This window comes from Bradyrhizobium sp. LTSP849, from assembly GCF_000938255.1.
Taxonomy (GTDB): Bacteria; Pseudomonadota; Alphaproteobacteria; order Rhizobiales; family Xanthobacteraceae; genus Bradyrhizobium.
The window spans coordinates 26,140-49,510 of the sequence record NZ_JYMR01000052.1; the positions used below are offsets into that span (position 1 = coordinate 26,140).

General features: G+C 63.3%; 33 protein-coding genes. 21 read left to right on the top strand and 12 right to left on the bottom strand.

What is annotated here, in order from left to right:
* Positions 1-23: 23 nt before the first annotated feature.
* The 5 genes from UB31_RS30895 to UB31_RS30915 all read left to right on the top strand — a co-directional run bounded on the left by UB31_RS30895 (position 24) and on the right by UB31_RS30915 (position 4,756).
* Positions 24-806: a thiazole synthase gene (locus UB31_RS30895; protein WP_045013555.1), complete on the top strand. Its 783-nt coding sequence runs from the start codon at positions 24-26 to the stop codon at positions 804-806.
* Positions 793-1,419, top strand: a complete 627-nt coding sequence (locus UB31_RS30900; protein WP_045013556.1) for a thiamine phosphate synthase — start codon at positions 793-795, stop codon at positions 1,417-1,419. The genes UB31_RS30895 and UB31_RS30900 overlap by 14 nt, the downstream gene beginning before the upstream one ends.
* 204 nt (positions 1,420-1,623) lie before the next feature.
* On the top strand, positions 1,624-3,522 hold the full coding sequence (thiC, locus tag UB31_RS30905; RefSeq protein WP_045013557.1) for a phosphomethylpyrimidine synthase ThiC: 1,899 nt from the start codon (positions 1,624-1,626) through the stop codon (positions 3,520-3,522).
* A gap of 64 nt (positions 3,523-3,586) precedes the next feature.
* Positions 3,587-4,150 carry a hypothetical protein gene (locus UB31_RS30910; protein WP_156175629.1) on the top strand — a complete coding sequence of 188 codons (564 nt, stop codon included), beginning with the start codon at positions 3,587-3,589 and terminating at the stop codon, positions 4,148-4,150.
* Between the two features lie 93 nt (positions 4,151-4,243).
* The gene (locus UB31_RS30915) at positions 4,244-4,756 is read left to right on the top strand and encodes a mismatch-specific DNA-glycosylase (protein WP_045013559.1); all 513 of its coding nucleotides are present in this window, start codon (positions 4,244-4,246) and stop codon (positions 4,754-4,756) included.
* 354 nt (positions 4,757-5,110) lie between these two features.
* Here UB31_RS30915 and UB31_RS30920 read toward each other — a convergent pair whose 3' ends face one another.
* Complete coding sequence (locus UB31_RS30920) at positions 5,111-5,548, bottom strand: VOC family protein (protein ID WP_045013560.1); 438 nt, start codon at positions 5,546-5,548, stop codon at positions 5,111-5,113.
* Between the two features lie 124 nt (positions 5,549-5,672).
* Positions 5,673-6,407 (bottom strand): DUF4262 domain-containing protein, encoded by a 735-nt coding sequence (locus UB31_RS40820; protein WP_197090875.1) that lies wholly within the window; start codon positions 6,405-6,407, stop codon positions 5,673-5,675.
* Here UB31_RS40820 and UB31_RS30930 point away from each other — a divergent pair.
* Positions 6,394-7,047 (top strand): glutathione S-transferase family protein, encoded by a 654-nt coding sequence (locus UB31_RS30930; protein ID WP_045013907.1) that lies wholly within the window; start codon positions 6,394-6,396, stop codon positions 7,045-7,047. The genes UB31_RS40820 and UB31_RS30930 overlap by 14 nt on opposite strands.
* Before the next feature lie 13 nt (positions 7,048-7,060).
* Here UB31_RS30930 and UB31_RS30935 read toward each other — a convergent pair whose 3' ends face one another.
* On the bottom strand, positions 7,061-8,602 hold the full coding sequence (locus UB31_RS30935; RefSeq protein WP_045013561.1) for an outer membrane protein: 1,542 nt from the start codon (positions 8,600-8,602) through the stop codon (positions 7,061-7,063).
* A 214-nt stretch (positions 8,603-8,816) separates the two neighbouring features.
* Here UB31_RS30935 and UB31_RS30940 point away from each other — a divergent pair, with 214 nt between their 5' ends.
* On the top strand, positions 8,817-9,209 hold the full coding sequence (locus UB31_RS30940; protein ID WP_045013562.1) for a hypothetical protein: 393 nt from the start codon (positions 8,817-8,819) through the stop codon (positions 9,207-9,209).
* Between the two features lie 114 nt (positions 9,210-9,323).
* Complete coding sequence (locus tag UB31_RS30945; protein ID WP_045013563.1) at positions 9,324-10,019, top strand: glutathione S-transferase family protein; 696 nt, start codon at positions 9,324-9,326, stop codon at positions 10,017-10,019.
* Positions 10,020-10,120: 101 nt separating this feature from the next.
* On the opposite strand, the gene UB31_RS30950 is transcribed toward UB31_RS30945, so the two are convergent.
* Positions 10,121-10,555: a hypothetical protein gene (locus tag UB31_RS30950; RefSeq protein WP_045013564.1), complete on the bottom strand. Its 435-nt coding sequence runs from the start codon at positions 10,553-10,555 to the stop codon at positions 10,121-10,123.
* Positions 10,556-10,986: 431 nt separating this feature from the next.
* Here UB31_RS30950 and UB31_RS30955 point away from each other — a divergent pair, with 431 nt between their 5' ends.
* The 4 genes from UB31_RS30955 (at position 10,987) to UB31_RS30970 (ending at position 13,024) form a co-directional block, all read left to right on the top strand.
* Positions 10,987-11,370, top strand: coding sequence for a RidA family protein (locus UB31_RS30955; RefSeq protein ID WP_045002190.1), 384 nt, complete (start codon positions 10,987-10,989; stop codon positions 11,368-11,370).
* 154 nt (positions 11,371-11,524) lie between these two features.
* Positions 11,525-11,785, top strand: a complete 261-nt coding sequence (locus tag UB31_RS42295) for a hypothetical protein (RefSeq protein WP_045002189.1) — start codon at positions 11,525-11,527, stop codon at positions 11,783-11,785.
* Positions 11,786-12,039: 254 nt separating this feature from the next.
* On the top strand, positions 12,040-12,291 hold the full coding sequence (locus tag UB31_RS30965; RefSeq protein ID WP_045013565.1) for a hypothetical protein: 252 nt from the start codon (positions 12,040-12,042) through the stop codon (positions 12,289-12,291).
* A 94-nt stretch (positions 12,292-12,385) separates the two neighbouring features.
* Positions 12,386-13,024, top strand: a complete 639-nt coding sequence (locus tag UB31_RS30970; RefSeq protein ID WP_045013566.1) for a hypothetical protein — start codon at positions 12,386-12,388, stop codon at positions 13,022-13,024.
* Positions 13,025-13,030: 6 nt separating this feature from the next.
* Here the strand turns inward: UB31_RS30970 and UB31_RS30975 are convergent, their stop codons facing one another.
* The gene (locus tag UB31_RS30975; protein WP_045002186.1) at positions 13,031-13,516 is read right to left on the bottom strand and encodes a J domain-containing protein; all 486 of its coding nucleotides are present in this window, start codon (positions 13,514-13,516) and stop codon (positions 13,031-13,033) included.
* A 111-nt stretch (positions 13,517-13,627) separates the two neighbouring features.
* Here UB31_RS30975 and UB31_RS30980 point away from each other — a divergent pair, with 111 nt between their 5' ends.
* The 3 genes from UB31_RS30980 to UB31_RS30990 all read left to right on the top strand — a co-directional run bounded on the left by UB31_RS30980 (position 13,628) and on the right by UB31_RS30990 (position 15,503).
* A complete protein-coding gene (locus UB31_RS30980; RefSeq protein ID WP_045013567.1) occupies positions 13,628-14,395 on the top strand; it encodes an SDR family NAD(P)-dependent oxidoreductase in 768 nt (255 codons plus the stop codon).
* A 205-nt stretch (positions 14,396-14,600) separates the two neighbouring features.
* On the top strand, positions 14,601-14,849 hold the full coding sequence (locus UB31_RS30985; protein WP_045013908.1) for a helix-turn-helix domain-containing protein: 249 nt from the start codon (positions 14,601-14,603) through the stop codon (positions 14,847-14,849).
* A 135-nt stretch (positions 14,850-14,984) separates the two neighbouring features.
* Positions 14,985-15,503, top strand: a complete 519-nt coding sequence (locus UB31_RS30990) for a collagen-like domain-containing protein (RefSeq protein ID WP_045013568.1) — start codon at positions 14,985-14,987, stop codon at positions 15,501-15,503.
* 3 nt (positions 15,504-15,506) lie between these two features.
* On the opposite strand, the gene UB31_RS30995 is transcribed toward UB31_RS30990, so the two are convergent.
* Both UB31_RS30995 and UB31_RS31000 read right to left on the bottom strand, forming a co-directional pair.
* On the bottom strand, positions 15,507-15,722 hold the full coding sequence (locus UB31_RS30995; RefSeq protein WP_045013569.1) for a hypothetical protein: 216 nt from the start codon (positions 15,720-15,722) through the stop codon (positions 15,507-15,509).
* A gap of 89 nt (positions 15,723-15,811) precedes the next feature.
* Positions 15,812-16,078, bottom strand: coding sequence for a DUF2277 domain-containing protein (locus tag UB31_RS31000; RefSeq protein WP_045002182.1), 267 nt, complete (start codon positions 16,076-16,078; stop codon positions 15,812-15,814).
* 124 nt (positions 16,079-16,202) lie between these two features.
* On the opposite strand from UB31_RS31000, the gene UB31_RS31005 reads away from it, so the two are divergent.
* Positions 16,203-17,264, top strand: a complete 1,062-nt coding sequence (locus UB31_RS31005; RefSeq protein ID WP_045013570.1) for an alpha/beta fold hydrolase — start codon at positions 16,203-16,205, stop codon at positions 17,262-17,264.
* Between the two features lie 171 nt (positions 17,265-17,435).
* Positions 17,436-17,786, top strand: coding sequence for a hypothetical protein (locus tag UB31_RS31010; protein WP_045013909.1), 351 nt, complete (start codon positions 17,436-17,438; stop codon positions 17,784-17,786).
* 5 nt (positions 17,787-17,791) lie between these two features.
* On the opposite strand, the gene UB31_RS31015 is transcribed toward UB31_RS31010, so the two are convergent.
* A complete protein-coding gene (locus UB31_RS31015) occupies positions 17,792-18,034 on the bottom strand; it encodes a hypothetical protein (protein ID WP_045013571.1) in 243 nt (80 codons plus the stop codon).
* A gap of 45 nt (positions 18,035-18,079) precedes the next feature.
* Positions 18,080-19,522, bottom strand: a complete 1,443-nt coding sequence (locus tag UB31_RS39975) for a S8 family peptidase (RefSeq protein WP_082078692.1) — start codon at positions 19,520-19,522, stop codon at positions 18,080-18,082.
* Positions 19,523-19,673: 151 nt separating this feature from the next.
* On the opposite strand from UB31_RS39975, the gene UB31_RS31025 reads away from it, so the two are divergent.
* Positions 19,674-20,114, top strand: a complete 441-nt coding sequence (locus UB31_RS31025) for a DoxX family protein (RefSeq protein ID WP_045013572.1) — start codon at positions 19,674-19,676, stop codon at positions 20,112-20,114.
* Between the two features lie 31 nt (positions 20,115-20,145).
* The gene (locus UB31_RS31030) at positions 20,146-20,748 is read left to right on the top strand and encodes an MSMEG_1061 family FMN-dependent PPOX-type flavoprotein (RefSeq protein ID WP_045013573.1); all 603 of its coding nucleotides are present in this window, start codon (positions 20,146-20,148) and stop codon (positions 20,746-20,748) included.
* Positions 20,749-20,908: 160 nt separating this feature from the next.
* Here the strand turns inward: UB31_RS31030 and bfr are convergent, their stop codons facing one another.
* From bfr to UB31_RS31045, 3 genes are all read right to left on the bottom strand, one after another.
* Positions 20,909-21,397, bottom strand: a complete 489-nt coding sequence (gene bfr / locus UB31_RS31035; RefSeq protein WP_045002178.1) for a bacterioferritin — start codon at positions 21,395-21,397, stop codon at positions 20,909-20,911.
* 131 nt (positions 21,398-21,528) lie between these two features.
* Positions 21,529-21,801, bottom strand: coding sequence for a (2Fe-2S)-binding protein (locus UB31_RS31040; RefSeq protein WP_045013574.1), 273 nt, complete (start codon positions 21,799-21,801; stop codon positions 21,529-21,531).
* A 166-nt stretch (positions 21,802-21,967) separates the two neighbouring features.
* Positions 21,968-22,267, bottom strand: coding sequence for a hypothetical protein (locus tag UB31_RS31045; RefSeq protein WP_045013575.1), 300 nt, complete (start codon positions 22,265-22,267; stop codon positions 21,968-21,970).
* A gap of 137 nt (positions 22,268-22,404) precedes the next feature.
* On the opposite strand from UB31_RS31045, the gene UB31_RS31050 reads away from it, so the two are divergent.
* Both UB31_RS31050 and UB31_RS31055 read left to right on the top strand, forming a co-directional pair.
* A complete protein-coding gene (locus UB31_RS31050) occupies positions 22,405-22,743 on the top strand; it encodes a hypothetical protein (protein ID WP_045013576.1) in 339 nt (112 codons plus the stop codon).
* Positions 22,744-23,010: 267 nt separating this feature from the next.
* Entirely contained in the window at positions 23,011-23,295 is a 285-nt protein-coding gene (locus UB31_RS31055; RefSeq protein ID WP_045002174.1) for a hypothetical protein, read from the top strand.
* The last annotated feature ends 76 nt before the right edge of the window (positions 23,296-23,371 follow it).

Sequence of the window (23,371 nt, forward strand, 5' to 3'; positions counted from 1 at the left end):
GGGTCAATTGAGGAGACACCAACATGGTGACCTTCTACGGCAAGGAATTCCCCTCCCGCCTCCTCATCGGCAGCGCGCTCTACCCTTCGCCTGCGATCATGCAGTCGGCGATCCGAGCCTCAGGCTCGAACATCGTCACGGTATCGCTCCGCCGCGAATCCGCCGGCGGCAAGACTGGCGATGCGTTCTGGAATCTGATCCGCGAGCTCGACGTCACCGTGCTGCCGAACACCGCCGGCTGCCGCAGCGTGCGCGAAGCCGTGACCACCGCAAAACTCGCGCGCGAATTGTTCGGCACAAGCTGGATCAAGCTCGAAGTCATCGCCGACAACGACACGCTCCAGCCCGATGTCGTTGGCCTGGTCGAAGCCGCCGCCGTCCTGATCAAGGACGGCTTTGAGGTGTTCCCCTATTGCACCGAGGATCTCTCGGTCGCGAACCGCCTGGTTGACGCCGGCTGCAAGGTGGTGATGCCATGGGCCGCCCCCATCGGCAGCGCGAAAGGCATCACCAACCGCGATGCGCTGAAACTCATGCGCGAGCGCCTCCCCGACATCACGCTGGTGGTCGACGCCGGCATCGGCGCGCCCTCCCACGCGGCTGAAGCCCTCGAGCTCGGCTATGACGCCGTGCTGCTCAACACCGCCATCGCCAAAGCCGCCGATCCCGTCGCGATGGCCAATGCCTTCCGCCTCGGCTGTGATGCCGGCCGCACCGCTTACGAAGCCGGGCTGATGAACGCCCGCGACTTCGCCTCCCCTTCAACCCCTGTCGTTGGGACCCCGTTCTGGCATGCCGTATCCTGATCGCAACGCGTATCCTGATCGCTTTTATCCCGTCGTCGACAGCCTCAAATGGGTCGAACGCCTGACGAAACTCGGCGTCGGCACCATCCAGCTGCGCGCAAAAGACCTCAACGATGCCGACGCGCTTCAGATCGTCACCGACGCGCTGGCGATCACCAAAGGCACACAGGCCAAGCTGGTGGTGAACGACTATTGGCGCGCCGCGGTCGTCGCCGGCGCAAAGTATTTGCATCTCGGCCAGGAGGATCTGGCCGATGCAGACCTCAAGTCCATTCGCGAAGCCGGCCTGTCGCTTGGCGTCTCCACCCATGACGACGCAGAGCTTGAGACCGCGCTCGCGGCCGAGCCGGATTACGTCGCGCTGGGCCCGATCTTCTTCACCACGCTGAAGTCGATGCGCTTCGCCCCGCAGGGCATTCCAAAAATCACGGAGTGGAAGAAGCGCATGGGCAATATTCCGCTGGTCGCAATCGGCGGCATCAAGTTCGAGCACGCCGCAGAGATCTTTGCGGCGGGTGCAGATTCCATCGCCGTCGTCAGCGACGTGACCCAGAATGCCGACCCCGATGCGCGGGTGCGGCAATGGCTCGGCTTACCTGCGGAGGCGGCGTGATGCGCCTCGCGCTCTCACCACACTCCGCCGTCATCGCCCGGCCTTATGCGCAATTGCGCATCAGGACCGGGCGATCCAGTACGCCGCGGCCTTTCCGTATCCCACCAAGGCCTCTGGAATACTGGATCCCCGCCTTCGCGGGGATGACAGCTGTAATCGACGTTCGCGCAGCGACACCAACGAATTGAACTAAGGAGGATCCCCATGAACATCCGCTCCAACCCCGACAAGACCGTCCCCGCCGTCACCACCGGCCCGCTGCCGTCCTCGCGAAAGATCTTCGCATCGCCGCACGCAGCACCCGACCTGCGCGTGCCCTTGCGCGAGATCATCCTCTCCGAAGGCGCCGGCGAGCCGAACCTGCCGGTGTACGACACCTCCGGCCCCTACACCGATCCGTCCGTGACCATCGACGTCAACGCCGGCCTCGCGCGCGGCCGCAAATCATGGGTGCTGGAGCGCGGCGGCGTCGAGGAATATGAGGGCCGCCAGATCAAGCCGGAGGACAATGGCAGCGTCTCCACCGACAAGGCCGCGCGCGCCTTCTCGGCCTATCACCAGCCGCTCCGTGGCCTCGACGGCCACAAGATCACGCAGCTCGAATTCGCCCGCGCCGGCATCATCACCAAGGAGATGATCTACGTCGCCGCGCGCGAAAATCTCGGCCGCAAGCAGCAGCTCGACCGCGCGGAAGCAGCGCTTGCCGACGGCGAGAGCTTTGGCGCCGAAGTCCCCGCCTTCATCACCCCGGAGTTCGTTCGCTCCGAGATCGCGCGCGGCCGCGCCATCATCCCCTGCAACATCAATCACAGCGAACTCGAGCCGATGATCATCGGCCGCAACTTCCTGACCAAGATCAATGCCAATATCGGCAACTCGGCGGTGACCTCGTCGGTCGAGGAAGAGGTCGAGAAGATGGTGTGGGCGATCCGCTGGGGCGCCGACACCGTGATGGACCTTTCGACGGGCCGCAACATCCACACCACGCGCGAATGGATTTTGCGCAACGCGCCGGTGCCGATCGGCACCGTCCCCATTTATCAGGCGCTGGAAAAGTGCAACGGCGATCCGGTGCAGCTGACCTGGGAGCTCTACAAGGACACGCTGATCGAACAGTGCGAGCAGGGCGTCGACTATTTCACCATCCACGCCGGCGTGCGCCTGCCCTACATCCACCTCACCGCCAACCGCGTCACCGGCATCGTGTCGCGCGGCGGCTCGATCATGGCGAAGTGGTGCCTGGCGCATCACAAGGAGAGCTTCCTCTATACGCATTTCGACGAGATCTGCGACCTCATGCGCAAGTATGATGTCTCGTTCTCGCTCGGCGACGGCCTGCGCCCGGGCTCGATCGCGGACGCTAACGACCGCGCGCAGTTCGCCGAACTCGAAACGCTCGGCGAGCTGACCAAGGTCGCGTGGGACAAGGGCTGCCAGGTCATGATCGAAGGCCCCGGCCACGTGCCGATGCACAAGATCAAGATCAACATGGACAAGCAGCTCAAGGAATGCGGCGAGGCGCCGTTCTACACCCTCGGGCCCCTGACCACCGACATCGCGCCGGGCTACGACCACATCACCTCAGGGATAGGTGCGGCCATGATCGGCTGGTTCGGCTGCGCCATGCTCTGCTACGTCACGCCGAAGGAGCATCTCGGTCTGCCCGACCGCAACGACGTCAAGGTCGGCGTCATCACCTACAAGATCGCGGCTCATGCGTCCGATCTCGCCAAGGGTCACCCGGCAGCCCAGCTGCGCGACGACGCGCTCTCCCGCGCCCGTTTCGACTTCCGCTGGACCGACCAGTTCAACCTCGGCCTCGACCCCGAGACCGCAAAGAACTTCCACGACGAGACCCTGCCGAAGGAAGCCCACAAGGTCGCGCATTTCTGCTCGATGTGCGGACCAAAGTTCTGCTCGATGAAGATCACGCAGGACGTGCGGGACTACGCCGCGACGCTGAACGACCCGAACTCGATCGGCATGTCTATGAGCGGCACCGCCGAGGACGGCATGAAGCAGATGAGCGCGAAGTTCAAGGAGATGGGCTCAAGCGTGTATCTGGATGCGGAGAAGGTGAAGGAGAGTAATCGGGTGTTGTGAGCTTTGCGTGACGAGAGGCGGACTCCCTGTGGAGCCGCCTCTCGTCCGCCGCGGATGATACGTCATGCGATTTGAAATCCTGCCCGGACTGCCACCTTATGGTCCCATGGCGATCAGCTTCACGCAGTATGGGGAGCGCGAGCATCGCGAGGGGCTGGTCGTTCGTTTCTATCCGAGGATGTCGGAGCCTTGGGTTGGCAATTTTCTTGGTAGCATGACGGCCTGCACTGGCGTTTTTGAGCATCCTAACAAGAGCGATTTCATCGTTGTCGTGCAGGGCGCCGGCTGTATCGTCGATCCAGAGCATCGCGTCGTTCGCGATCACTTCGCCTCGGATATCAAGGAAATCTTCCCTCTGCCTTCGATCGGGTCTATCGCGTTTCGCCGATTGACTAATTTCATCGCCTTGAAGGCGGACAATTCCAAGTGGGACAGTCCACGCATCTCATGGGATGACTTCCGGAACATTGAAGTTCATGATTGCTCGCTCGTGGGAGAGGCATATACGCCGATTGGAGACGCCTGGGTGCCATTCCAGCTTGATCTCCTGACAGGAGATTGCCACAACGGAATATACGCACAGGATATGGCCCGCGCCGTCCCGGTGCAGCGTCGATGGCGAATGTAGCAAGCGTAGCCCGGATGAGCGCCGCAACATCCGGGGTCTTTGTCCTCCTGCATATCGCTCCGCTCATGCGGGTTACAGCCGCGGACAATTGACGTGCCCGAACCCTCCCTCCACCGCCTCCCCGACCAGCTCCGCCCCAACCTCCGCCTCGTCTTCGTCGGCACCGCCGCCAGCACGCGCTCGGCCGAACTTGGGCACTACTACGCCCATCCGGGCAACCGCTTCTGGCGCGCGCTCCATGAGGCCGGCATCACGCCGCGGCGCTATCAGCCGAGTGAGTTTGCGGCGCTGATCGAGCTTGGGATCGGCTTCACTGATCTGTCCAAGTCGGGCGCCGGGATGGATCATCAGATCGAGGCCGCGTCGATCGACGTGCCCGGCTTCAGGGCCAAGATCGAGAAGTATCGGCCGAAGACGATTGCGTTCACGAGCAAGAAGGCTGCGAGTTTGTTTTATGGCAGGCCGTCGAGCGGGATCGCGTTGGGGCGGCAGCAGCGCGACGAGAGCTTGCCGGAGATATTCGTGCTCCCCTCGCCGTCCGGCGCTGCGTCCGGGCATTGGACATTGGAGCCGTGGCACGAGCTGGCGAAGTGGATCGCTGCGTAGGGTGAGTTAGCTGCAGCGGCCCAAACTCAGCCGTCGTCCTGGCGAAAGCCAGGACCCATTACCCCAGGGCAAAGTTTGGCGAAGACTCGTGGTCCGGTACTGCGACCGTCCGCGACCGATAGATTCCGCGGTATGGGTCCTGGCTTTCGCCAGGACGACGCCGTGGGTTTGTCTGACAGCTCACAGCGACAAGCTGTAGCCCGGATGAGCGAAGCGATATCCGGGAATCGAAAGAGTTGCCCCGCATGTCGCTGCGCTCACGCGGGCTACTAGGCCGTCCTTGGCGGCGCGGTGGGTTACGCTTCGCTAACCCACCCTACGGCAGCACGCCATGCAGCACGATTGTCCCGCGCCTTACCCCGCATACGCCTTGTCCAGATCCGCAATCACGATCTTCCTCATCCCCATCATCGCCTGCATGACGCGGTTGGCCTTGGTGCGGTCCGTGTCGCCGAGATAGCGGCCGAGCGCGGTCGGGATCACCTGCCAGGACAGGCCGAACTTGTCCTTGAGCCAGCCGCATTTGGACTCCGCGCCGCCGTCGGCGGTGAGCTTGCTCCAGAAATAGTCGACCTCACCTTGCGTCTCCACACTGATGAAGAACGACACCGCCTCGTTGAAACGGTACATCGGTCCGCCATTGAGCGCGTTGAAGCGCTGCCCTTCGAGCTCGAACACCGCCATGAAGTCGCTGACGGTCTCGACTTTTGCGTTGGGGAACACCGATTTGTAGAAGGCGACGGCTTCGGGAACGTTGTTGTCGAACCAGAGAAACGGCGTGATGGACGTCATGAACAGATATCCTCTTGTAGGCACCAGGGCTCGCAAATGCGCGGGTCGGTCCAAGGACGAACCAGGCGACGGCCATCCGACAGGCGCCAGCGAACTTTTTCCGATCCATCGAGGGATCAGCGCCTCACGAAAGCGGCCTCAACACCGGCTGATACGCCTTGAGGCTCGCATCGTACCCTGTCTCCCACGGAAATCGCCCCTCCTCATCTGGCCACACCATCTGAAGGCAGGGAAACGGCCGCGGCAATTTGGCATAGAACCAGATCGCCGTGCCCAGATAGGCGTCGTAGGCCCTGAGCGGCACCTCGACAAAGCAGACCTTGCGCTCGAGCGGAAGGTCGTCGCAGACGTCGCCCGCGACGTAGCGCTGTCCCGCTGCGGCGCGGTTGCGCACGGCGTTGATAACGGCGCAAGCGTCTTTTGGGTCGAGTCCGAACAAGACGAGCTCGGCGTGCGCATAGTTGAGGTAGAGACCGATCGAGAAAACATAAGCCGGGGCCTGCGCCTCGGCGGCGATGCCCATCAGATGGCAGCCGTGTTCCCGAACGTTGCGGAACAGGACCTCGTCGGGCTTACCATCCGGCTTCGGCCATTCGAAACTATCCAGCATGGGCGAGACTCGGGCCTGAGGGTTCGCGGGATGGGTGAGCAGCGTAACCTCACCCTGCGGGCTGGAAAAGCGGGTACGTTGTCGGAATTGGCGCTGCTCGTTCGTCCTCCGGAGGCAAAGCGCTAAACTGGAGACCTCGCTGAGGAGCCCTTGCGACGAAGCAATCAAGACTGTCTCCGCGGCGGACAATCTGGATTGCTTCGCTGCGCTCGCAATGACGGAATATGGAGCACCGATGATACCCACCATCACCGCCTTCGAAAACTCACCCGACCGCGGCAGGGGACAGGCGCGCGACATGCGGGTGCGCTGGGCGCTCGAGGAGGTGGGCCGGCCCTACAATGTTCGCCTCGTGTCGTTCGAGGCGATGAAGGAGCCGGGGCATCTTGCGCTGCATCCGTTCGGACAAATCCCGACTTTCGAGGACGGCGATCTCGTCCTGTTCGAGACCGGCGCAATCGTGCTCCATATCGCCGAGCATCATGACGCCCTGCTGCCGACCAAAGCGAACGCCAGGGCGCGCGCCATTGCGTGGATGTTTGCCGCGCTCAACACCGTCGAGCCACCGATCGTCGATCTCGGGATGGCGACGCTGCTCGAACGTGACGAGAGCTGGTACGAAGAGCGCCTGCCCATCCTGAGGGATCGCGTCTCGGTCCGACTCGACGAATTGTCCCACCGACTCGGCGAGGCCGACTGGCTCGACGGGGCATTCAGCGCCGGCGATCTCCTGATGGTGACGGTGCTGCGCAGGCTGACTGCATCCCGCATCCTCGACGACTATCCGAACCTCTCGTCCTATGTCGCCCGCGGCGAAGCGCGACCGGCGTTCAGGCGTGCGTTCGATGCTCAACTGGCCGTGTTCAACGCCGCATCGACCGGCCGATGATGCCCCGTCCCCCTCACTCAAACCGGTACGTCACCCCGAACGTCGCCAGATGCGTCCGCATCGCGACGTCCCAGGTGTTGATCGATGGATTGAAGTCGGGATTGGTGCTGGACCGCGCGACGGTGAAGCTCGCCTTGCCATAGTCGGCATAGCGGTATTCGGCGCGCGCCAGCCAGTTGCCCCAGAGCACGGTCTCGAGGCCGCCGCCGACCGTCCAGCCCGCCTTGGTGGTGGACGCGCTGACGATTCCCGGCGACACGCCGAAGAAGCCGTTGCAGGAGACGCTGACACAGGTCGATGTCAGCTCGACATTCTGCCAGGCCACGCCGGCGGTGGCGTAGAGCATGGTCTGCGGGCTGACGAGATAGCCGAGCCGCGCGCGCAAGGATGCGTCCCATTTGCTGCGGATCGAAAGACTCTCGCCGGGCGATTGGGAATCGGCGAGAAAGATGCTGGTGAAGCCGCCGCGCGTCGTGGTGCTGTCGGCGAAGCCAAAGTCACCCTCGATGCCTGCGGTCCATTGCGGCGCGAACTGCCAGAGATAGCCGGCATAGGGGCTGGCGCGAAACGCGGTATTGTCGAACGGACGGGTGTTGGCGCGTTCGGTGAGGTCGAACGGAAAGCCGCCGACAGTCTCCGACGTCGCGACGAGATCGGTGCGCGCGGCGCGTGCCCCGAGGCCGAGGCCGGCATAGGCGCCCGTCCAGGACGACGGCATCGCGGCCTGCGCGGACAGCGGATGCGAACGGCCGCCAAGGCCGGGATCACCGAATTTGTAGGCGAGCCCGACGGTTGCGGTGTGCGTTGCGAGCTTCGTATCGAAATTCTCGATGGTGAGACCGAACGCCGTGGCGCGTGTGATCGAGAACGACGCGGTGCCGAAATCGGCATAGCGATACTCGGCGCGCAGCAGCCAGTTGCCGTCGAGCGCGGTCTCGACGCCGCCGCCGAGCGTCCAGCCCGTCCTGGTGGTGGAATTCGACACCACCGCCGGCGTCGCACCGTCGCAGACGACGCTGACGCAGGTCGAGGTGATGTCGTAATGCTGCCAGGCGAGGCCGCCGGTGGCATATACCAGCGTCGCCGGCGTCAGGAGATAGCCGGCGCGGCCGCGCAGGCTCGCGTCCCAAGTGGTTTTGACCGAGAGGCCGTCGGCGTTGAAGGTCGACGAGCCGAACAACGGCCCGTAGGTGAACCCACGGAGCGTCGTCGCCTGGTCACCAAAGCCGACATCGCCTTCGACGCCAAAGACCCAGCTTGGGGTGACCTGCCAGTTGTAGCCGGCATAGGGATTGGCGCGAAAGCCGGTGCCGTCGACGGCTTGCGTATTGACGGCGCTGTTGGGATCGAAGGAAAAGCCGTTTCGCTCTGCCAATGTGGTGGTGAGATCGGCCTGCGTCGCGCGCAGGCCGAGCCCAAGGCCTGCGTAGAAGCCGGTCCACGACGACGCCACGATTGGCGGCGCCTTGGTGAAGGGGGCGAGGTCCGCGGCTAGCGCCGGGGCGGCGACGGCAAGTCCGGTAAGAAGTGCGGCGCCACATGGCAATCCCCGCATTGTTTGGCGGATCAATGAACGTCGCATATCGGGCCTTACTGCATGGAAGAAAGCCCGAATCCCATACTGCGAAAGAGCGATCCCACGCGTCCTCCGATTGAACGAGATCGCGTACAAAGCTCAGAACTGTTGCAAGCGCGTCACGGCGGCGATACGACTTGAAGTGGAACAACCGGACGCCATCCGGCGCGCATCATTCCAGGAAGCCACCGCAATGAGCGAAGATCTCTCCGGTGTCTGGGACGGCACCTACATTCAACCGGGCACGGGAATGGTCACGTTCACCGCGACGCTGGTCGAGACCGGCGGCGCGCTCCTCGGCGATGTGACCGAGCCCTGCTCGAACCCGCGATGCCCGCTGCGAACCCACAACGCCTCGATCACGGGCCATCGCTCCGGCACCGTGGTCTCATTCGTCAAGCGCTACGATCCGCCCGGTTACGGCTTCGACACGGTCCACTACGACGGCGTGACGAATGCAGAAGCGACCGAGATCGACGGGCGCTGGCGGCTGCCGGGCACGTCCGGATCGTTCCTGATGATCCGCGCCAGCAAATCCGCGCAAGCGATCACGACCGAACAGCGAGCCAAGGCACCGACACGCTAAAGCGCGATGAGATCGGGATGAAACATCATCGCGCTTTAGCTTATTGTTTGAGCATGATCTCTTCGGAAAACCGTCGCACACTTTTCCGGATCATGCTCTAGCGAGGAAGCCGCCATGCTGACCCTCTATTCCTATCCAGAACTGTTCGGCGTCGCCGACAACAACGGCTATGGCCTCAAGGTCTACGCCTTCCTCAAGCTCGCGCGCGTGCCGTTCGTGCACGAACATGTGTTCGACGCCTCCGCCGCGCCGCGCGGGCAGCTGCCTTATGTCGTCGACGACGGCGAGACCATCGGCGACAGCGAGACGATCATCGCGCATGCAATCGCGAAATATCATCTCACCATCGATGCCGCGCTTTCACCGGAGCAGCGCCGCACCAATCATCTCGTCACGCGCATGCTCGACGATCTCTATTGGGTGATGTCGTATTCGCGCTGGAAGGACGATCGCTATTATCCCGCGTTTCGCGACGGCTTCATCGCGCAACATCCGCAGATCGACGCTGATGGCTTCGAGAAAGCCAAGGCCTACAATGCGCAGCGCTATCATTTCCAGGGCATCGGCCGCTACACGCCGGAACAGGCTTACGCGCGCGGGCTCGCGGATCTGAAGGTGCTGGCCGAGATCGTGCCTGCGACGGGCTTCGTGCACGGCGAGCGGCCAACCAGCTGTGATGCCGGCATCTACGGCTTCATCGCCAATATCTATTACTTTCCGGTCCCGACGCCGCTGAAAGCGTTCGTCGACGCGCACAAGAACCTCGTCGCCCATTGCGAGAGGATTCATGCGGCGGTGAGTGGATCGTGACGGGAGCGTAGCCCGGATGAGCGCAGCGACATCCGGGGCCGAGAGTTGACCCGCATGTCGCTATCGCTCATGCGGGCTACGAATTGAGGTTCGAGGCAACCCTACCGCATCGTGATCGCAAGCCCGCTCAGATCCGCGTTCGCCATCAGCCCGACCTGCGTGCCGCTTAGCTCCAGCACGGCGCCCTTCTGGTTGGTCAGCACGATGGCGCGGGCGCCGCGGCCCACCGCAATGCCGGCACCGGCAGCGCCGTAGACGCCGGCGACGTCCGAGGGCCGGTTGATGTTGGAGACGCGACCGCGCAGCACGGTCTTGGAGCCGCCGAAGACCAGGCCGTAATCGAGACCGCCGGTGGAGAGCGAATAGGAGCGGCCGCGGAAGCTGAGCATGCCGCTCCCGCCCGAGCCGCCGATGATCCAGCCCGCCTTGTAGATCGTCAGCACCACGGTGCCGCCATCGGCCTGCGCCGCGGTCGAGAGGCCGGCAAGGGCTGCAATGGCAACGAGCGCGGCACGCAGGGTGGAAGCGAGTTTCATGGGGCGTCTCCGGGGGCTATTTTTCAAGGAGGGAAGCGAATCAGATGCCGCAAATGTATCCGATCGATCGCGGCGGCAACATGATGGGATGGACGTGAGTCGTGAGGTGCAGCTGCGTATTCAACTGTCATCGCCCGGTTCAACCGGGCGATCCAGTATTCCAGAGACGGCGGTGGTTGAAGCGAGAAGCCGCGGCGTACTAGATGCCCCGGTCAAGCCGGGGCATGACGGCGGAGTTTGGCGCCACAGACGCCCAATCGCCATCATGCCATTCTGCCCCTGTTTTGCCCGACGGAGCAAATGATTATTTTTCTTTTCCCGAATTCGAAAAGATCAATGATTTCCGCTTGATGTCTACTGTGCATGGGGTTGTTTTCGCGTTTTTTGTGGGAGAGGGTTGCTAGGCTCATACGACCACCCGAGGTGATCCCATGCCGATCCAGCATTTTGCACCCCCGCCGCACGTCAAGGCGCCGCCGCTGTCCTTTGCCGCGCGCGTCGGCGACCTCCTGTTCGTCTCCGGCATTCCCGGCTTCGACGCCAATGGCGCGCTGCCGGACGGCTTTGATGCGCAGTTCGCCAACGTCGTCATCAACATCAAACGCGTGCTCGATGAGGCCGGCGCCACGATGCGCGACCTCGTCAAGGTCAACGTGCTCTTGACCCGCGCCTCCGATGTCGCCGCGATGAACGCACTCTATGCCGGCGCGTTCGGGCCCGCGCCTTTCCCTGCACGCACCACCTGCGTGGTGCAGGCGCTGCCCGATCCAAAAATGCTGATCGAGATCGAGGCAGTCGCCTCGCTGGCGAAGTGAGCCACGCTTAGCGCGTGTGGCTTGCTGGACACTCGGCCGAACCAAGTGCACGGCTCCATCTGACATATCCGTGAACGGCCGCTCCTCGGCTTGCAATGGATCTGCTTTTACCGCACGAATTTTCTGGTCACCCTTCCCTATCAGGAGATTTTTCATGCGTCGCGTTCTCGCCCTCTGTGCCGTTGCCGGCATCGCCACCTCCGTATTCGCCGCGCCGGCCTCGGCGGCGGTCGGCTATTACGTGATCCGTTGGGACAACACCGGCATCTGCCAGGTCTGGAACGAGGATCTCCGCTACAAGCCGTTCCAGTGGGGCGCCTCGACCTACAAGGTCGTCAGCAAGCCGCTCCCGACCTTCACCGCCGCCTCCGAGCTCCAGATCAAGCTGCGCGGGGAGCGCCGCTGCACGCTCTGAGCAGGCCAACACCAGATCGAATTCGAGGGCGGGTTGCGCGAGCAGCCCGCCCTTCGCTTTTTCACGGGGGGGCGCAACGCCGCCGGCCCGCATTTTTCAGCCAAATTCCGGCATTTCCTCCGGGCGCGATTTGAACCTGTCGCAGCTTGCGGCCTACTCACACCTTGTCCGGGGCGCACACTGAAAGCGTCCCGCACCAACCCTCCCGTCATTGTCGGGAGGCGCATCATATCTTTCATTTAAGGAGCTGATCCATGCGTCGTATGTCCGTGCTGTGCGCTGCTGCCGGTCTTGCAATTGTCGCCTTCGCTGCCGTGAGCCCGGCCGAAGCCGGCTATCATCTGATCCGCTGGCAGGACAGCGGCGTCTGCCAGATCTGGGACGAGAGCGTTCCGACCACGCCGTGGCCGGCCGGCTATCACCGCGCCAGCGCGACCGTTCCGACCTTTCTCGACGCGCTCGAGTTGAAGGACCATGCGTTGAAGGCCGGCCACTGTAGCTGGTAAGAATTCGATCGGCGGACGATAAGGATCGGGCAAGGATGCGATGCTAGCTTCCTTGCCCGGTCGTTTTTTTACTCGCTGAATGTGGAGCAGGTCGATGCGCGCACGGACGACGACAGCAGCAGTTTTGGCCGCGTCGCTCCTGCTCGCCGTAACGGCAAAGGCGCAGGCCCCACAATCCTTCCGCGTGATCTCGCCTATCTTCGGCCAGCTCGTCACCTTCACCATGCCGTCGAATTTCACCGCGGTGTTCGAGAACACCAAGGGCGGTCACTACATCCGCGAAGCCGTGCTGAAAGGCGAGACGCCCGAGCGCTGGACGCAGATGATCACTGTGACCGGCGAGAAGGGCATGACGTTGACGCCAGGCAGCTCGCCGGAGATCTTCGCAGGCTCGATCGCGGGCGGCTTCAAATCGGCCTGCCCCGACAGTTTTGCGGCAAGACCGTTCGGCACCATGAACTTCGGCCGCTTCGAAGGTTTTGTCGCGGTGATCGGCTGCGGCCGCATCGACAGCGGCCCGACGCGGCACAGCGAAACCGCGCTGCTGATCACGCTCAAGGGCACGACCGACTATTACACCATCCAATGGGCCGAGCGCGGCCCCGAGAGCGACGAGCCGCCGGTCAACGACGAACGCTGGCAAGCGCGCCTGCGCGATCTCAGCCCGATCGACCTCTGCCCGATCATACCCGGCGAAGCCGCGCCCTATCCGAGCTGCGTGAACAAGAGCTGATCGCTCTCACGCGTCCTTGTGGGCGCCGGGATGGATCAGGATGTCGCGTGCGGCGGCGAGGTCGATGAAGGCTTGCGCGCTGCCGCCCTGGTCGGGATGCTTGCCCTTGGCGGCGCGGCGATAGGCCTGGTTGATGTCGTCGCAGGTGAGCTGCACGGCGAGCGGCAGGCCGAGAATCTTGCGGGCGCGGTCCTCGCTGGAGAGCTTTTTCGGTGCGCCGTTGCGGCGGCCGAAACGCGGCGCCGTCAGGCCGTGGACGACATCGAGGATCACGCCGATGCGGCGGCGGGCCGCGAGCGCAACGCCGTGATCGTCATTCTCCGCGGCCTGGCGCAGCACGGGCAGCGCCTGATCGGCGGCCTGCCGCAGCGTGGCATCCGTGCTCATCCGCGCGATCTCGGCCACAAGCCGACCCGCCTCGGGCCAGTCGGCGAACTCCGCCGACCTCAGGCGCTCGAGCGCCAGTTTCCAGGATTCAAGCCGTTCCATCATGCGCGCAACGTTTAGCAATCAAGATCAGTATGCCAAGGCCGCCGTTTCCGACCCCTTAATTTCGAGTTAGCCTTTCATGAAATTTCGAAACGAATCCGGGAGGAAAATGCCATGGCGTTGCTCGCAAACCACATTGCTGTCGTCACGGGCGCGGGTTCCGGCATCGGCCGGGCGATCGCGGCCGGCTACGCGCGCGAAGGCGCGCAGATCGTACTGCTCGACGTCAATGCCGATACGGTCGCGGAGGCCGCGCAGGAGATCCGCAAGGCCGGCGGCAAGGCCGAGAGTTTTGCGCTCGACGTGACCAAACGCGACGATTGCTTTGCGCTCGCAAAACAGGTCGCCGACAAGGTCGGGCAGGTCTCGATCCTCGTCAACAATGCCGGCATCACCCGCCGCAACGCCTTCACCGCGGACACGGAGGCGGTGGCAAAGGACTGGAACGATATCATCTCGCTCAATCTCAACGGCGTCTTCAACACGACGCAGGCCTTCCTCGCACCGCTGCGCGCGAGCAAAGGCCGCATCGTCAATATCGGCTCGATCCAGTCCTTCGTGCATCTGCGCACGCCGAGCTCGGCGGCGTACACGACCTCGAAGCACGGCGTGCTCGGCTTCACCAAGGCGCTGGCAGTCGAGCTCGGCAAGGAAGGCGTGCGCGTCAACGCGATCGGGCCGGGCTTCATCGAAACCAACATCAACGCCAACGTGCGCGCCACAAATCTGGCGCTGGTGCAGGCCTTCGTCGATCACACCCCGCTCGCGCGCACCGGCAAGCCCGAGGATATCGTCGGCCCCGCGGTCTTCCTCGCATCGGACCTGTCGTCTTACGTCACCGGAACCATCGTCATGGTAGATGGTGGGTATCGGACCGTGTGAGCGCGGACCAAAATCGGTCCGCATCACCATGCATCCTGTGCCAATCGCGGCAGCGGCGCGGCATTCCTGAGGTCAATTGGTGCGACCAACCCGCAATTAACCTTTCGTTAACCAAACCCTCCCACCGTAGATCTACGGCCTGGGGGTCGTTTGTTCTCGATCCGCTTCCAACGATGGAAGCGGGCGTTGATCGGGGAGTATGTTGATGACCACTGTTCATGTCGCGGCGCCCGAGCAGGGCGCGCAATTCCTTGCCCCAAACCAGATCGTTCCGCTGCTGATCGGTGCGACCGTCGGCGAGGTCGAGCGCGAGCTCGTGCTCCAGACGCTCGCCCGGTGCGACGGCAACCGCACCCGCGCATCGCGTGTGCTCGGCCTGTCGGTGCGCACGCTGCGCAACAAGATCAGGCTCTACGCCGCCTCCGGCATCGACGTGCCCGCCTATCACGATTGACGCGTGAGGCCGCGCAACATGGCGCTGATTCATGGCGCCGATTGATGTTGATCAAGCCCTGCGAGATGCGCCGGCGGAATTGCTGCTGTCGTCAAACGCCGCTAAGTAGCTTGCTTCCGCAGAGGGAGCAGTGGCGTGGCAGACGAACAGGGACGGCAGGGACCTCCGGGTCCGCGCGGGCGGCAGGGCGAGCCGGGACGGCCGGGGCCGCAGGGTCATCCGGGCAAGCGCGGGCCGGACGGGACCCGCGGCAAGCCGGGGCCACAGGGCAAGCCAGGGCCTGCCGGAAAGGCCGGAGCGCAAGGCAAGGCCGGCTTGCCGGGTAAGCCGGGAGAAGCCGGTCCGCGTGGATCAGCCGGACCGCAGGGCCCCGCCGGGATCCAAGGCCCCGCCGGGACCCAAGGCCCGCGCGGCGAAGCCGGTCCGCCCGGCCAATTGCCGTCGATCGAGCAGGTGCTGCCGTGGCTCGAACAACTGTTCGACGCCTGGGACGAACGCCGCCGCCAGCGCGAGCAGGAAGCCTCTGAGCGCGCGGCGCTGGAGGCCGCCGTATATGAGGCCGACGAGGCGATCGTCGATGACGAAGGCGACGAGAGCGAAGGCGACGAGCATAGGAAAAAGAAGAAAAAGAAGAAGCACGGCCACAAGGATTAGCGGCTACTTCGCCTGATCGTCACGCCGCGACAGCATGCCCATGCGCTCGAACTGCCAGCGCATGGCGCGATACCAGAGATAGCCGACGGCGCCGCCGCACATGGCCAGGATGACGACGTTCGCACTCGAGAACGATCCGCTCCACCACATCATCCACGCGGTCCACAACAGCGTGAAGATGATGGCACCTGCTTTCAGCGGAAGAAGGGGGCGGCTCATGGTCGTGCTCCGGGTTATCAAAACCCCGGTGGACATCATCGCGCGCCGAGACTGCTTTTTCCGTGAGCCGGATCACGGATCGGCGTTCTTCAGCCGAAGCGCAGCCGCGAACGCTCCTTCGCTTTTTCCGCCTCGACCTCACGGTCGCGCGCCGGCGCGTGGGTGTGGAGCGACGTCAGCAGCCTTCGCGCAGCCTCCGACACCTCCGCCACCGCGCGATCGAACGCCGCCTCATTGGCCTGCGACGGCCTGCTGAAGCCGGACAGTTTTCGCACGAACTGGAGCGCGCTGGCATGGATCTCATCCTCTGTCGCCGGCGGCTCGAAGTTGAACAACGTCCTGATGTTGCGGCACATGCAATCTCTCCCGATGTTTCCCTCTAAGACGATCGGCTGAGGCGAAATCCTACATCCTTCCGGAACTTCTGCTAAGGTCCCTCATAACGCGGCCGCCGACTACGAGCCGCATGGGGAGAGAAACATGAGAACGTCTTGCGCGGCACTGACGGCCATCCTGCTGTCGATCGCAATACCAGCTATGGCCGCGGATTATCCGGCGCCGAGGCAGGGGGATTGGATCGCCAAGGACTTCAAGTTCCACACCGGCGAGACGATGCCGGAGCTGCGGATGCACTACACCACCGTCGGTGAGCCGAGCGGCCAACCCGTGCTGGTGCTGCATGGATCGGGTGGCTCGGCCGCGAGCATGCTCAATGCAAGCTTCGCAGGCGAGCTGTTCGGCGCCGGACAACCGCTCGATGCGTCCAAATACTACATCATCATTCCCGACAGCATCGGCCACGGCAAATCGTCAAAACCCTCCGACGGAATGAAGACGGGCTTTCCGAAATACGACTATGACGACATGGTCGAGGCGCAATACCGCCTGGTGACCGAAGGCCTCGGCGTCAAGCATCTGCGGCTCGTCATCGGCAATTCGATGGGCGGCATGCACACCTGGCTGTGGGGCGAAAAATATCCGAAGGCGATGGATGCGCTGATCCCGATGGCCTCGCAACCGACTGAGATGGCCTCACGCAACTGGATGCTGCGGCGGATCATGCTCGACACCATCCGCAACGATCCCGATTACAATGGCGGCAACTACGCCAGTCAGCCGCGCATGATGAAATACGCGATCACCGCTTACGGCATCGCAAGCATCGGCGGAACGCTGGCCTATCAGTCACAAGCGCCGACGGCAGCGAAGGCCGACAAGATCGTCGACGAGCGGCTTGCCGCACCGATCACGGCAGATGCCAACGACTTCATCTATCAGTGGGAGTCCTCGCACGATTACAATGCCGCTGGGAAGCTGGAGCAGATCGAGGCATCGCTGCTGCTGATCAATTCCGCCGACGACGAGCGCAATCCGCCAGACACCGGCGTCACGGACGCTGCGATGAAGCGGGTCAAGAGCGGACACCTTTACCTGATCCCCGCCAGCACCGAGACGCGCGGCCACGGCACCACCGGCAACGCGGCATTCTACAGCGAGCAGATCCGGGAATTGCTGCAAACTGCGCCGCAGCGCACGATGTAAAGCCGGCGGGCCGCGCCCTCATATCGCAACGCATCATGTGCGGCGCGTCGTCGCCGCATATAATTTGAGCATGCAATGCGCTGACAGCTCGGGCTTAATCGCATCAACGATACGAATCGGCGCGCGGGGCAATCGCGCGCGAATGGCACGATGCGCGATGAGGAGGATCGCATGCACAGGTTCGCACTGTGCGTTTTGCTGGCGACGACGGCGCTTGCGAGCGCCGCGCTCGCGTTCGACAACGGGCAATATGACAACGTCGCGCCCGACATCCGCGCCTGGTTCAAGAGCGTGATGGCGCCGAACGGCGTGCCCTGCTGCGACATCTCCGACGGCCATCGCACCGAATACGACGTGCGCGGCGGCAGCTATTGGGTGCCGATCGAAGGAGAGTGGATGGCAGTGCCTGAGCGCGCCATCATCCGCGATCGCGGCAATCCGGTCGGCCACGCCGTGGTGTGGTACGTCCACCACCGCGGCGCCATCATCATCAGTTGCTTCGTGCCGGCGGACGCGGTCTAAGCCACTCATGCCTTGAGGTCTCGCTTGGGCGAGGCCTCGACATATTCGATCTCATCGCCGAAATCGTCGAGCGCGGCGCGAACGGATTTGGCGTCGGCCTCGACGACGGTGAAGATCGCGGCGAGGGTTTGCCGCTTCTCTCCCGGAAACAGGCTCTCGGCGGCATAGCCGGCATCGCCGAGCGTCTTGATGATCATGCGCCGCCGACGCTGATCGACACGATCGTGAAATTTGAACTGCACCGACATGCTGAGAAGCTAGCCGTTCGCGGCGCCCGATCAAGGTCGCAGAACCTATTTTCGTCCCTTTCTCGCCGGTTTCGCCTTGGTTGTTTTCTTGGCAGCTTTCTTGGCAGTTTTTCTGCCCGATTTCTTTGCCGCAGTCGCTCGGCCCAGCGCAGCGGCGACATCCAGGAGGCCGGCACCGTATTCCGGCGTAAAATCCCTTCCCCGCATCGCCGGCAATTTGATCGCGGTCGCGATCAGGCGCCTGGCAACCGCAAGGCCGGCGGCCCTGGATTTCGGCTTGTTGATGTAGACGAGTGCAGCGGCACCCGTCACATGCGGCGTTGCCATCGACGTCCCGGGCCAGGAATCGTAGCTCACATGATCGGCGAAGCTTGCCTTCACCCGGGGCACCGTCGACAGGATGTTGACACCCGGCGCGACCAGCTTGATGTGCTTCCCCGTATTGGAGAACGAGGCACGCCGATGAGACTCGTCGACGGCGCCAACTCCGATCGTGTCCGCGTAGCCCGCCGGATACTCCTTCGGATTGCCGTCCTCGAACTCGTTACCCATCGCGGTTGAGATGACGACGCCGGCATCGATCAGTTCGGCGAAGATCGTCGCTTCCGCCTTCGAATGGTCCTCACCGCCAATGCTGAGGTTGATGACCTTGATGTTGGAATCGAGCGCGGCCGCGAGCGCCTTGCTGTAGAACTCGAAATTGAAGTTCTCATCGTCGCCTGCGCGCTTGGGATCGTCGAAGACCTTCCAGCAGTGCAGCCGGCAATTGGCCAGACCTGCGATGCCGACCGAATTATTGACCAGGGCCGCGATCGTACCGCTGACATGTGTGCCATGGCCGAGAAAATCGCGCGTTCCGTTGCCGTCGTGACGATATTCATCGATCGCTCCTGCGAGATCGGGATGTCGGGCATCAACACCGCTGTCGAGCACAGCGACATGAACGCGCCCCGCACCCGGTCGCGGTCGATCGAACCATCTGATGGCGCGAAGGCCCCACTGCCGAATCTTCATGGGATCGGCCGCAGCACTGAGCCATCGGTTGGGAACGGGCTCGACCAGATCCATCGCCTTGGAAGCACTCAGGCGCTTCAGGGCTCCTGCATCTATCTTCCTGTCCTTCACCTGCACGATCTGAAATCCGGCCAGCGCCTCCCGCGGTGCCGCCGTTGCGGAGCGCGCTATCGAGCGATGCACCGCGGCCAAAGCCATCGCCTGCAGCTGCGGCTGCACGGGTTCATTACCGCCATCGACCACGAACAGCGGCTTCATCGACTGAAGCCCGAAATTGTCGCGCAGGAAATCGATCGGACCTCGAACCTCATCGGGCATCGCTGCTATGAGCGCGCGTGACGTTGTCGCCTGAAGCGAGGTCGCCGCGATCTGCCGGACAACGGCCGGCTTCAACCGAACAATGAACTGTCCTGGGACATGCTTGCGACGGCTCGGCCGATCGCCAGCGACCCGCATTGCCTGCGTTGGGGCCATGACAAAATTCCTTCCTTGAAAAACGATAAAGTACACCACCCGTTATAAGCGAGGTTATTTATCTGCGCTACCTGCGCCACCCGGTCGCGCCTGCTCCCGACCTCTGCGCGGGTGCCGTGGCTACTCCATGCCGCACGTGCTATTTGGGCTCATGCGATCCGATCTCGGCAACAGCCGTACACGCGCCGTCATGCGATATGTGCTGGCGGCGTTCTTCATGGCCGCGGGCGTCGCGCACCTCTGGGTTCCGGACAAGCTGCTCGCGATCACGCCGTCCTGGGTTCCGTTTGCGGCGCAAATCATTCTCATCACCGGCGTCTGCGAAATCGCGGGCGCAATCGCGTTGGTGACAAAACCACTGCGCTGGTGGGCCGGCATTGCACTCGCGCTTTATGCGCTCTGCGTGTGGCCGGCGAACATCAAGCACGCCATCGACGGCGTCGACCTTTCGCCCATTCCCAACAGCTGGCTCTATCACGGGCCGCGGCTGGCACTTCAGCCGGTCATCATCTGGTGGGCGCTGTACTGCGCCGGCGTGATCGATTGGCCGTGGCGGCGTGACAAAGGGGATAGCGGTCAGGCCGGAGAATGATATCCTTAAGCATTCAACCAGGGAGACCTTCGTGACCGAGCTTTGCGCCGAAGACCTCGCCACCATCTATCCGAAGCCGACCCTGCGCGTGATCGCGAAGGCGCGTCCCGCGATCGACGTGCACGCGGAGAAATTCATCGAGATGTCGCCGTTCTGCGTGCTCGCGACATCGGGCGCCGACGGCAGCGTCGACGCCTCGCCGCGCGGCGGCAGCATTGGCTTCGTCCATGTCGCAGGTCCCAACCAGTTGCTGATGCCCGACCGTTCCGGCAACAATCGGATCGACAGTTTTCGGAACGTCGTCGAAGGCTCGGGCTTCGTGCATCTGTTGTTCTTCGTGCCCGGGATCGACGAGACGCTGCGCGTCGGCGGGCGCGGTACGCTGTCGGCCGATCCGGAGCTGCTCGCCTCGATGGTGGAATTCGGCAAGCCGCCGCGCGCGGTGCTGAGCGTCGCCGTCAACGAAGTCTATTTCCACTGCGGCAAGGCGTTGATGCGCTCAAAGCTGTGGGCGCCTGAGAAAGTGCAGCGCTCGGTGATGCCGAGCATCAGCACCGTCATCCACGACCAGACCAGCCTGGGCGAGCCGGAGAGCCAGGATGTCGTGGAAGCGCGGTACAAGACGCAGCTGTAATTACTGTGTCGTCCCGGCGAAGGCCGGGACCCATAACCACAAAAGGCGGTTTGTTGAAGACCGGCAACTACCAACTCGCGCCACAACTCCGGCCTGGGAGTATGGGTCCCGGCCTTCGCCGGGACGACAGTGGAGTTTGGGGCGGCGCTAGCGCGCCAAACTAATGCCCCTCGCCCTCGAGCCCACCAACGTGCTTCTGGGTGTAGAGCTCGAGGCCGATGCGGCCGATCAGATCGAGCTGGGTTTCGAGGAAGTCGATGTGGTGCTCCTCGTCGCTCATCAGCTTCTCGAACAGGTCGCGCGTGACGTAGTCCTTGACGCCATGGCAGTAGGTCGCCGCTTCCTGGTAGAGCGCCCGCGCGCTCATCTCGGCGGCGAGATCGCACTCGATGATCTCCTTGACGTTCTGGCCGATGCGCAGGGGATCGAGCACCTGCATGTTCGGAAAGCCGTCGAAGAACAGGATGCGCGCGGTGAGCTTGTCGGCGTGCTCCATCTCCTCGATGGATTCCTTGCGCCAGACCTTGGCCATGTCCAGCAGGCCCCAATTGTCGAGGAAGCGATAGTGCAGCCAGTACTGGTTGATCGCAGTCAGCTCGTGACGCAGTGACTTGTTGAGATAATCGATGACTTTTGCGTCGCCCTGCATGATTCACTCCAGCATTTGCAGTCCCATCCGGCCGGAAACCGAATTTAGAACGCTTCTAAAACAGTTTGGGAACGAGGGCAACCGGCTACGGGGACGCAGCCGGGGATAAGCTCATCCGATGATGTTGGTTTTCAGCAGGCCGCGAGGGCGAACTGGGCAGGCTCGGCCGTCTCGTCGTTGGCGGCCACGGTGTGACTGTGCGGGCAGCCGGAGCAGCAGGACTTGGCACAGGGGCCGAGCGCTTCTTCGATGATGGTCTTGATCGTGCGGGCGCAGCGACCGCATTCGGCGCTACAGCCGAGGCATCCATAGATCTGCTTGGCATGACGCACGGCATCGTCGGAATCGGCGACGGCGGCGCGGACGTCGTCATCGCTCAGCACGTTACAGGAACAGACGATCATGGAAGCGGCGGGCCCTTGGTGATGCGCCAATATCGATATTTAAGGGGCCGGCCGGATGCAAAAGGAAAAACCGGTATTTGAAGCTATTCCAAACTGGCCCGGAACCAGCCTAGAACGGCTCTAAAATGCTGCGTTGCTCTGGATCAAGATGAGGCCGGATCAGGATCTAGTCGCCGCCACCGCCTCCCCCACCATCGCCGCCGCCTCCGCAATCCCCGCCCCCACTGCTATCGCTCGTGGCGCAGCTGCCGCTGTCGGTCGAGCTGCCCGAACTGTCGCTGGAAAACCAGCTTCCCAGCGAGAAGCCGTCATTCGTCGTGTCCGAATAGCTGTCGCCACCACCGCCATCGCCCCCCGCCCTGGCGCGCGAACGCGGGCCGCGGTTCTGCAAATGGGTCATCAGGGCATAGCCAATCATGCCGACGGCCCCGACGGCGATCAGGGCGTTGGTCAGGATGCCGTTCATGATCGTCTCCCCTAGCGAAAAGCTACGATGTCTACCAATTGGTCGCGGCCGGCAAAGACGCCGTTCATTGATCATTCAAACGAAGTATGGAACTTTGGCCGCAAGAGTTCCGTATTCGTGTGTGAAAGGTCGAGCCCATGAAGAAAACGCTCCTGGCAGTCGCTGCCGCCGCCACCCTGGTCCTGACCGCCGGAACGCCGGCCCATGCGCAACGCGGTGTCGCCGCTGGCGTTGCCGCCGGCATCATCGGTGGTGCCATCGTCGGCGGCGCGCTGGCCTCCCCGTATTATTACGGACCCGGTCCCGGCTACGCATATGGTCCGGGTTACGGCCCCGGCTACTATCCGCCCCGCTACTACGCGCCGGGTCCCGGCTACGTCGCCGACGACTATTACGGCGATGGCTGTGTCTGGCAGAAGCAACGCTTCTGGGACGGCTATGCCTGGCGGGTCCGCCGCGTCAGAGTCTGTGGCTGAGGCGCGCTAAGCCGGTTCGCTTGGACTGATTCACTTAGACCGATTCATTTGGATCGGTTCAGCTGAGCCGGTTCACTACGGATGCGCCGTTCATCTCAGGGCCTGAAAAAGACCGCTTTTTCTCGTCACATCTTCGCGTGCGTTTACCGCGGATTGACCATTTGCGCGCTTCCTAGCTGCAAGGCCAATTCCATCAGAGTCTGCGTGAACCTTTGAACCCCGGGTGCTTCCAACAAGGAGCATCCATCTCTCAGGAGAGCCAAGAGTATGAAGAAGACTTTAGTTGCCGCCCTCACGGTTGCGACGATCGCCGGTTCGCTGGTGACCGCCACTCCGTCCGCGCAGGCCCATGACGGCGTCGGTGTCGGCATCGCCGCCGGCCTGCTCGGCGGCGCGATCATCGGCGGCGCCATCGCGTCGAGCCGTCCGGCCTATGGCGGACCGGTGTACGTGGCCGAGCCCGGCCCGCCGCCCCCGCCCTGCTACTGGCAGCGCCAGCGCTACTGGGATGGCTACGGCTGGGCCGTCCGCCCGGTTCGCGTCTGCTACTGATCTGATCGCAACGCGCGCAAGCGCCGCGATCGAAGCCCGGCCGAGCACCTCGGCCGGGCTTTTTTCTTTTGAAAGG

Excerpts from the sequence above, each read along its gene's own strand:
- UB31_RS30945 (WP_045013563.1), top strand. The coding sequence starts at position 9,324 with ATGCTGACCCTCTATTCCTATCCAGAACTGTTCGGCGTCGCCGACAAC.
- UB31_RS30900 (WP_045013556.1), top strand. The coding sequence starts at position 793 with ATGCCGTATCCTGATCGCAACGCGTATCCTGATCGCTTTTATCCCGTC.
- UB31_RS31005 (WP_045013570.1), top strand. The coding sequence starts at position 16,203 with ATGAGAACGTCTTGCGCGGCACTGACGGCCATCCTGCTGTCGATCGCA.
- UB31_RS30985 (WP_045013908.1), top strand. The coding sequence starts at position 14,601 with ATGACCACTGTTCATGTCGCGGCGCCCGAGCAGGGCGCGCAATTCCTT.
- UB31_RS30940 (WP_045013562.1), top strand. The coding sequence starts at position 8,817 with ATGAGCGAAGATCTCTCCGGTGTCTGGGACGGCACCTACATTCAACCG.
- UB31_RS30980 (WP_045013567.1), top strand. The coding sequence starts at position 13,628 with ATGGCGTTGCTCGCAAACCACATTGCTGTCGTCACGGGCGCGGGTTCC.
- UB31_RS31025 (WP_045013572.1), top strand. The coding sequence starts at position 19,674 with ATGCGATCCGATCTCGGCAACAGCCGTACACGCGCCGTCATGCGATAT.
- UB31_RS31040 (WP_045013574.1), bottom strand. The coding sequence starts at position 21,801 with ATGATCGTCTGTTCCTGTAACGTGCTGAGCGATGACGACGTCCGCGCC.
- bfr (WP_045002178.1), bottom strand. The coding sequence starts at position 21,397 with ATGCAGGGCGACGCAAAAGTCATCGATTATCTCAACAAGTCACTGCGT.
- UB31_RS30930 (WP_045013907.1), top strand. The coding sequence starts at position 6,394 with ATGATACCCACCATCACCGCCTTCGAAAACTCACCCGACCGCGGCAGG.
- UB31_RS30935 (WP_045013561.1), bottom strand. The coding sequence starts at position 8,602 with ATGCGGGGATTGCCATGTGGCGCCGCACTTCTTACCGGACTTGCCGTC.
- UB31_RS39975 (WP_082078692.1), bottom strand. The coding sequence starts at position 19,522 with ATGGCCCCAACGCAGGCAATGCGGGTCGCTGGCGATCGGCCGAGCCGT.
- UB31_RS30995 (WP_045013569.1), bottom strand. The coding sequence starts at position 15,722 with ATGAGCCGCCCCCTTCTTCCGCTGAAAGCAGGTGCCATCATCTTCACG.
- UB31_RS42295 (WP_045002189.1), top strand. The coding sequence starts at position 11,525 with ATGCGTCGCGTTCTCGCCCTCTGTGCCGTTGCCGGCATCGCCACCTCC.
- UB31_RS30970 (WP_045013566.1), top strand. The coding sequence starts at position 12,386 with ATGCGCGCACGGACGACGACAGCAGCAGTTTTGGCCGCGTCGCTCCTG.
- UB31_RS30895 (WP_045013555.1), top strand. The coding sequence starts at position 24 with ATGGTGACCTTCTACGGCAAGGAATTCCCCTCCCGCCTCCTCATCGGC.
- UB31_RS31000 (WP_045002182.1), bottom strand. The coding sequence starts at position 16,078 with ATGTGCCGCAACATCAGGACGTTGTTCAACTTCGAGCCGCCGGCGACA.
- thiC (WP_045013557.1), top strand. The coding sequence starts at position 1,624 with ATGAACATCCGCTCCAACCCCGACAAGACCGTCCCCGCCGTCACCACC.
- UB31_RS31050 (WP_045013576.1), top strand. The coding sequence starts at position 22,405 with ATGAAGAAAACGCTCCTGGCAGTCGCTGCCGCCGCCACCCTGGTCCTG.
- UB31_RS31055 (WP_045002174.1), top strand. The coding sequence starts at position 23,011 with ATGAAGAAGACTTTAGTTGCCGCCCTCACGGTTGCGACGATCGCCGGT.
- UB31_RS30975 (WP_045002186.1), bottom strand. The coding sequence starts at position 13,516 with ATGATGGAACGGCTTGAATCCTGGAAACTGGCGCTCGAGCGCCTGAGG.
- UB31_RS30965 (WP_045013565.1), top strand. The coding sequence starts at position 12,040 with ATGCGTCGTATGTCCGTGCTGTGCGCTGCTGCCGGTCTTGCAATTGTC.
- UB31_RS30950 (WP_045013564.1), bottom strand. The coding sequence starts at position 10,555 with ATGAAACTCGCTTCCACCCTGCGTGCCGCGCTCGTTGCCATTGCAGCC.
- UB31_RS30910 (WP_156175629.1), top strand. The coding sequence starts at position 3,587 with ATGCGATTTGAAATCCTGCCCGGACTGCCACCTTATGGTCCCATGGCG.
- UB31_RS30920 (WP_045013560.1), bottom strand. The coding sequence starts at position 5,548 with ATGACGTCCATCACGCCGTTTCTCTGGTTCGACAACAACGTTCCCGAA.
- UB31_RS40820 (WP_197090875.1), bottom strand. The coding sequence starts at position 6,407 with ATGGTGGGTATCATCGGTGCTCCATATTCCGTCATTGCGAGCGCAGCG.
- UB31_RS31045 (WP_045013575.1), bottom strand. The coding sequence starts at position 22,267 with ATGAACGGCATCCTGACCAACGCCCTGATCGCCGTCGGGGCCGTCGGC.
- UB31_RS31010 (WP_045013909.1), top strand. The coding sequence starts at position 17,436 with ATGCACAGGTTCGCACTGTGCGTTTTGCTGGCGACGACGGCGCTTGCG.
- UB31_RS30955 (WP_045002190.1), top strand. The coding sequence starts at position 10,987 with ATGCCGATCCAGCATTTTGCACCCCCGCCGCACGTCAAGGCGCCGCCG.
- UB31_RS31015 (WP_045013571.1), bottom strand. The coding sequence starts at position 18,034 with ATGTCGGTGCAGTTCAAATTTCACGATCGTGTCGATCAGCGTCGGCGG.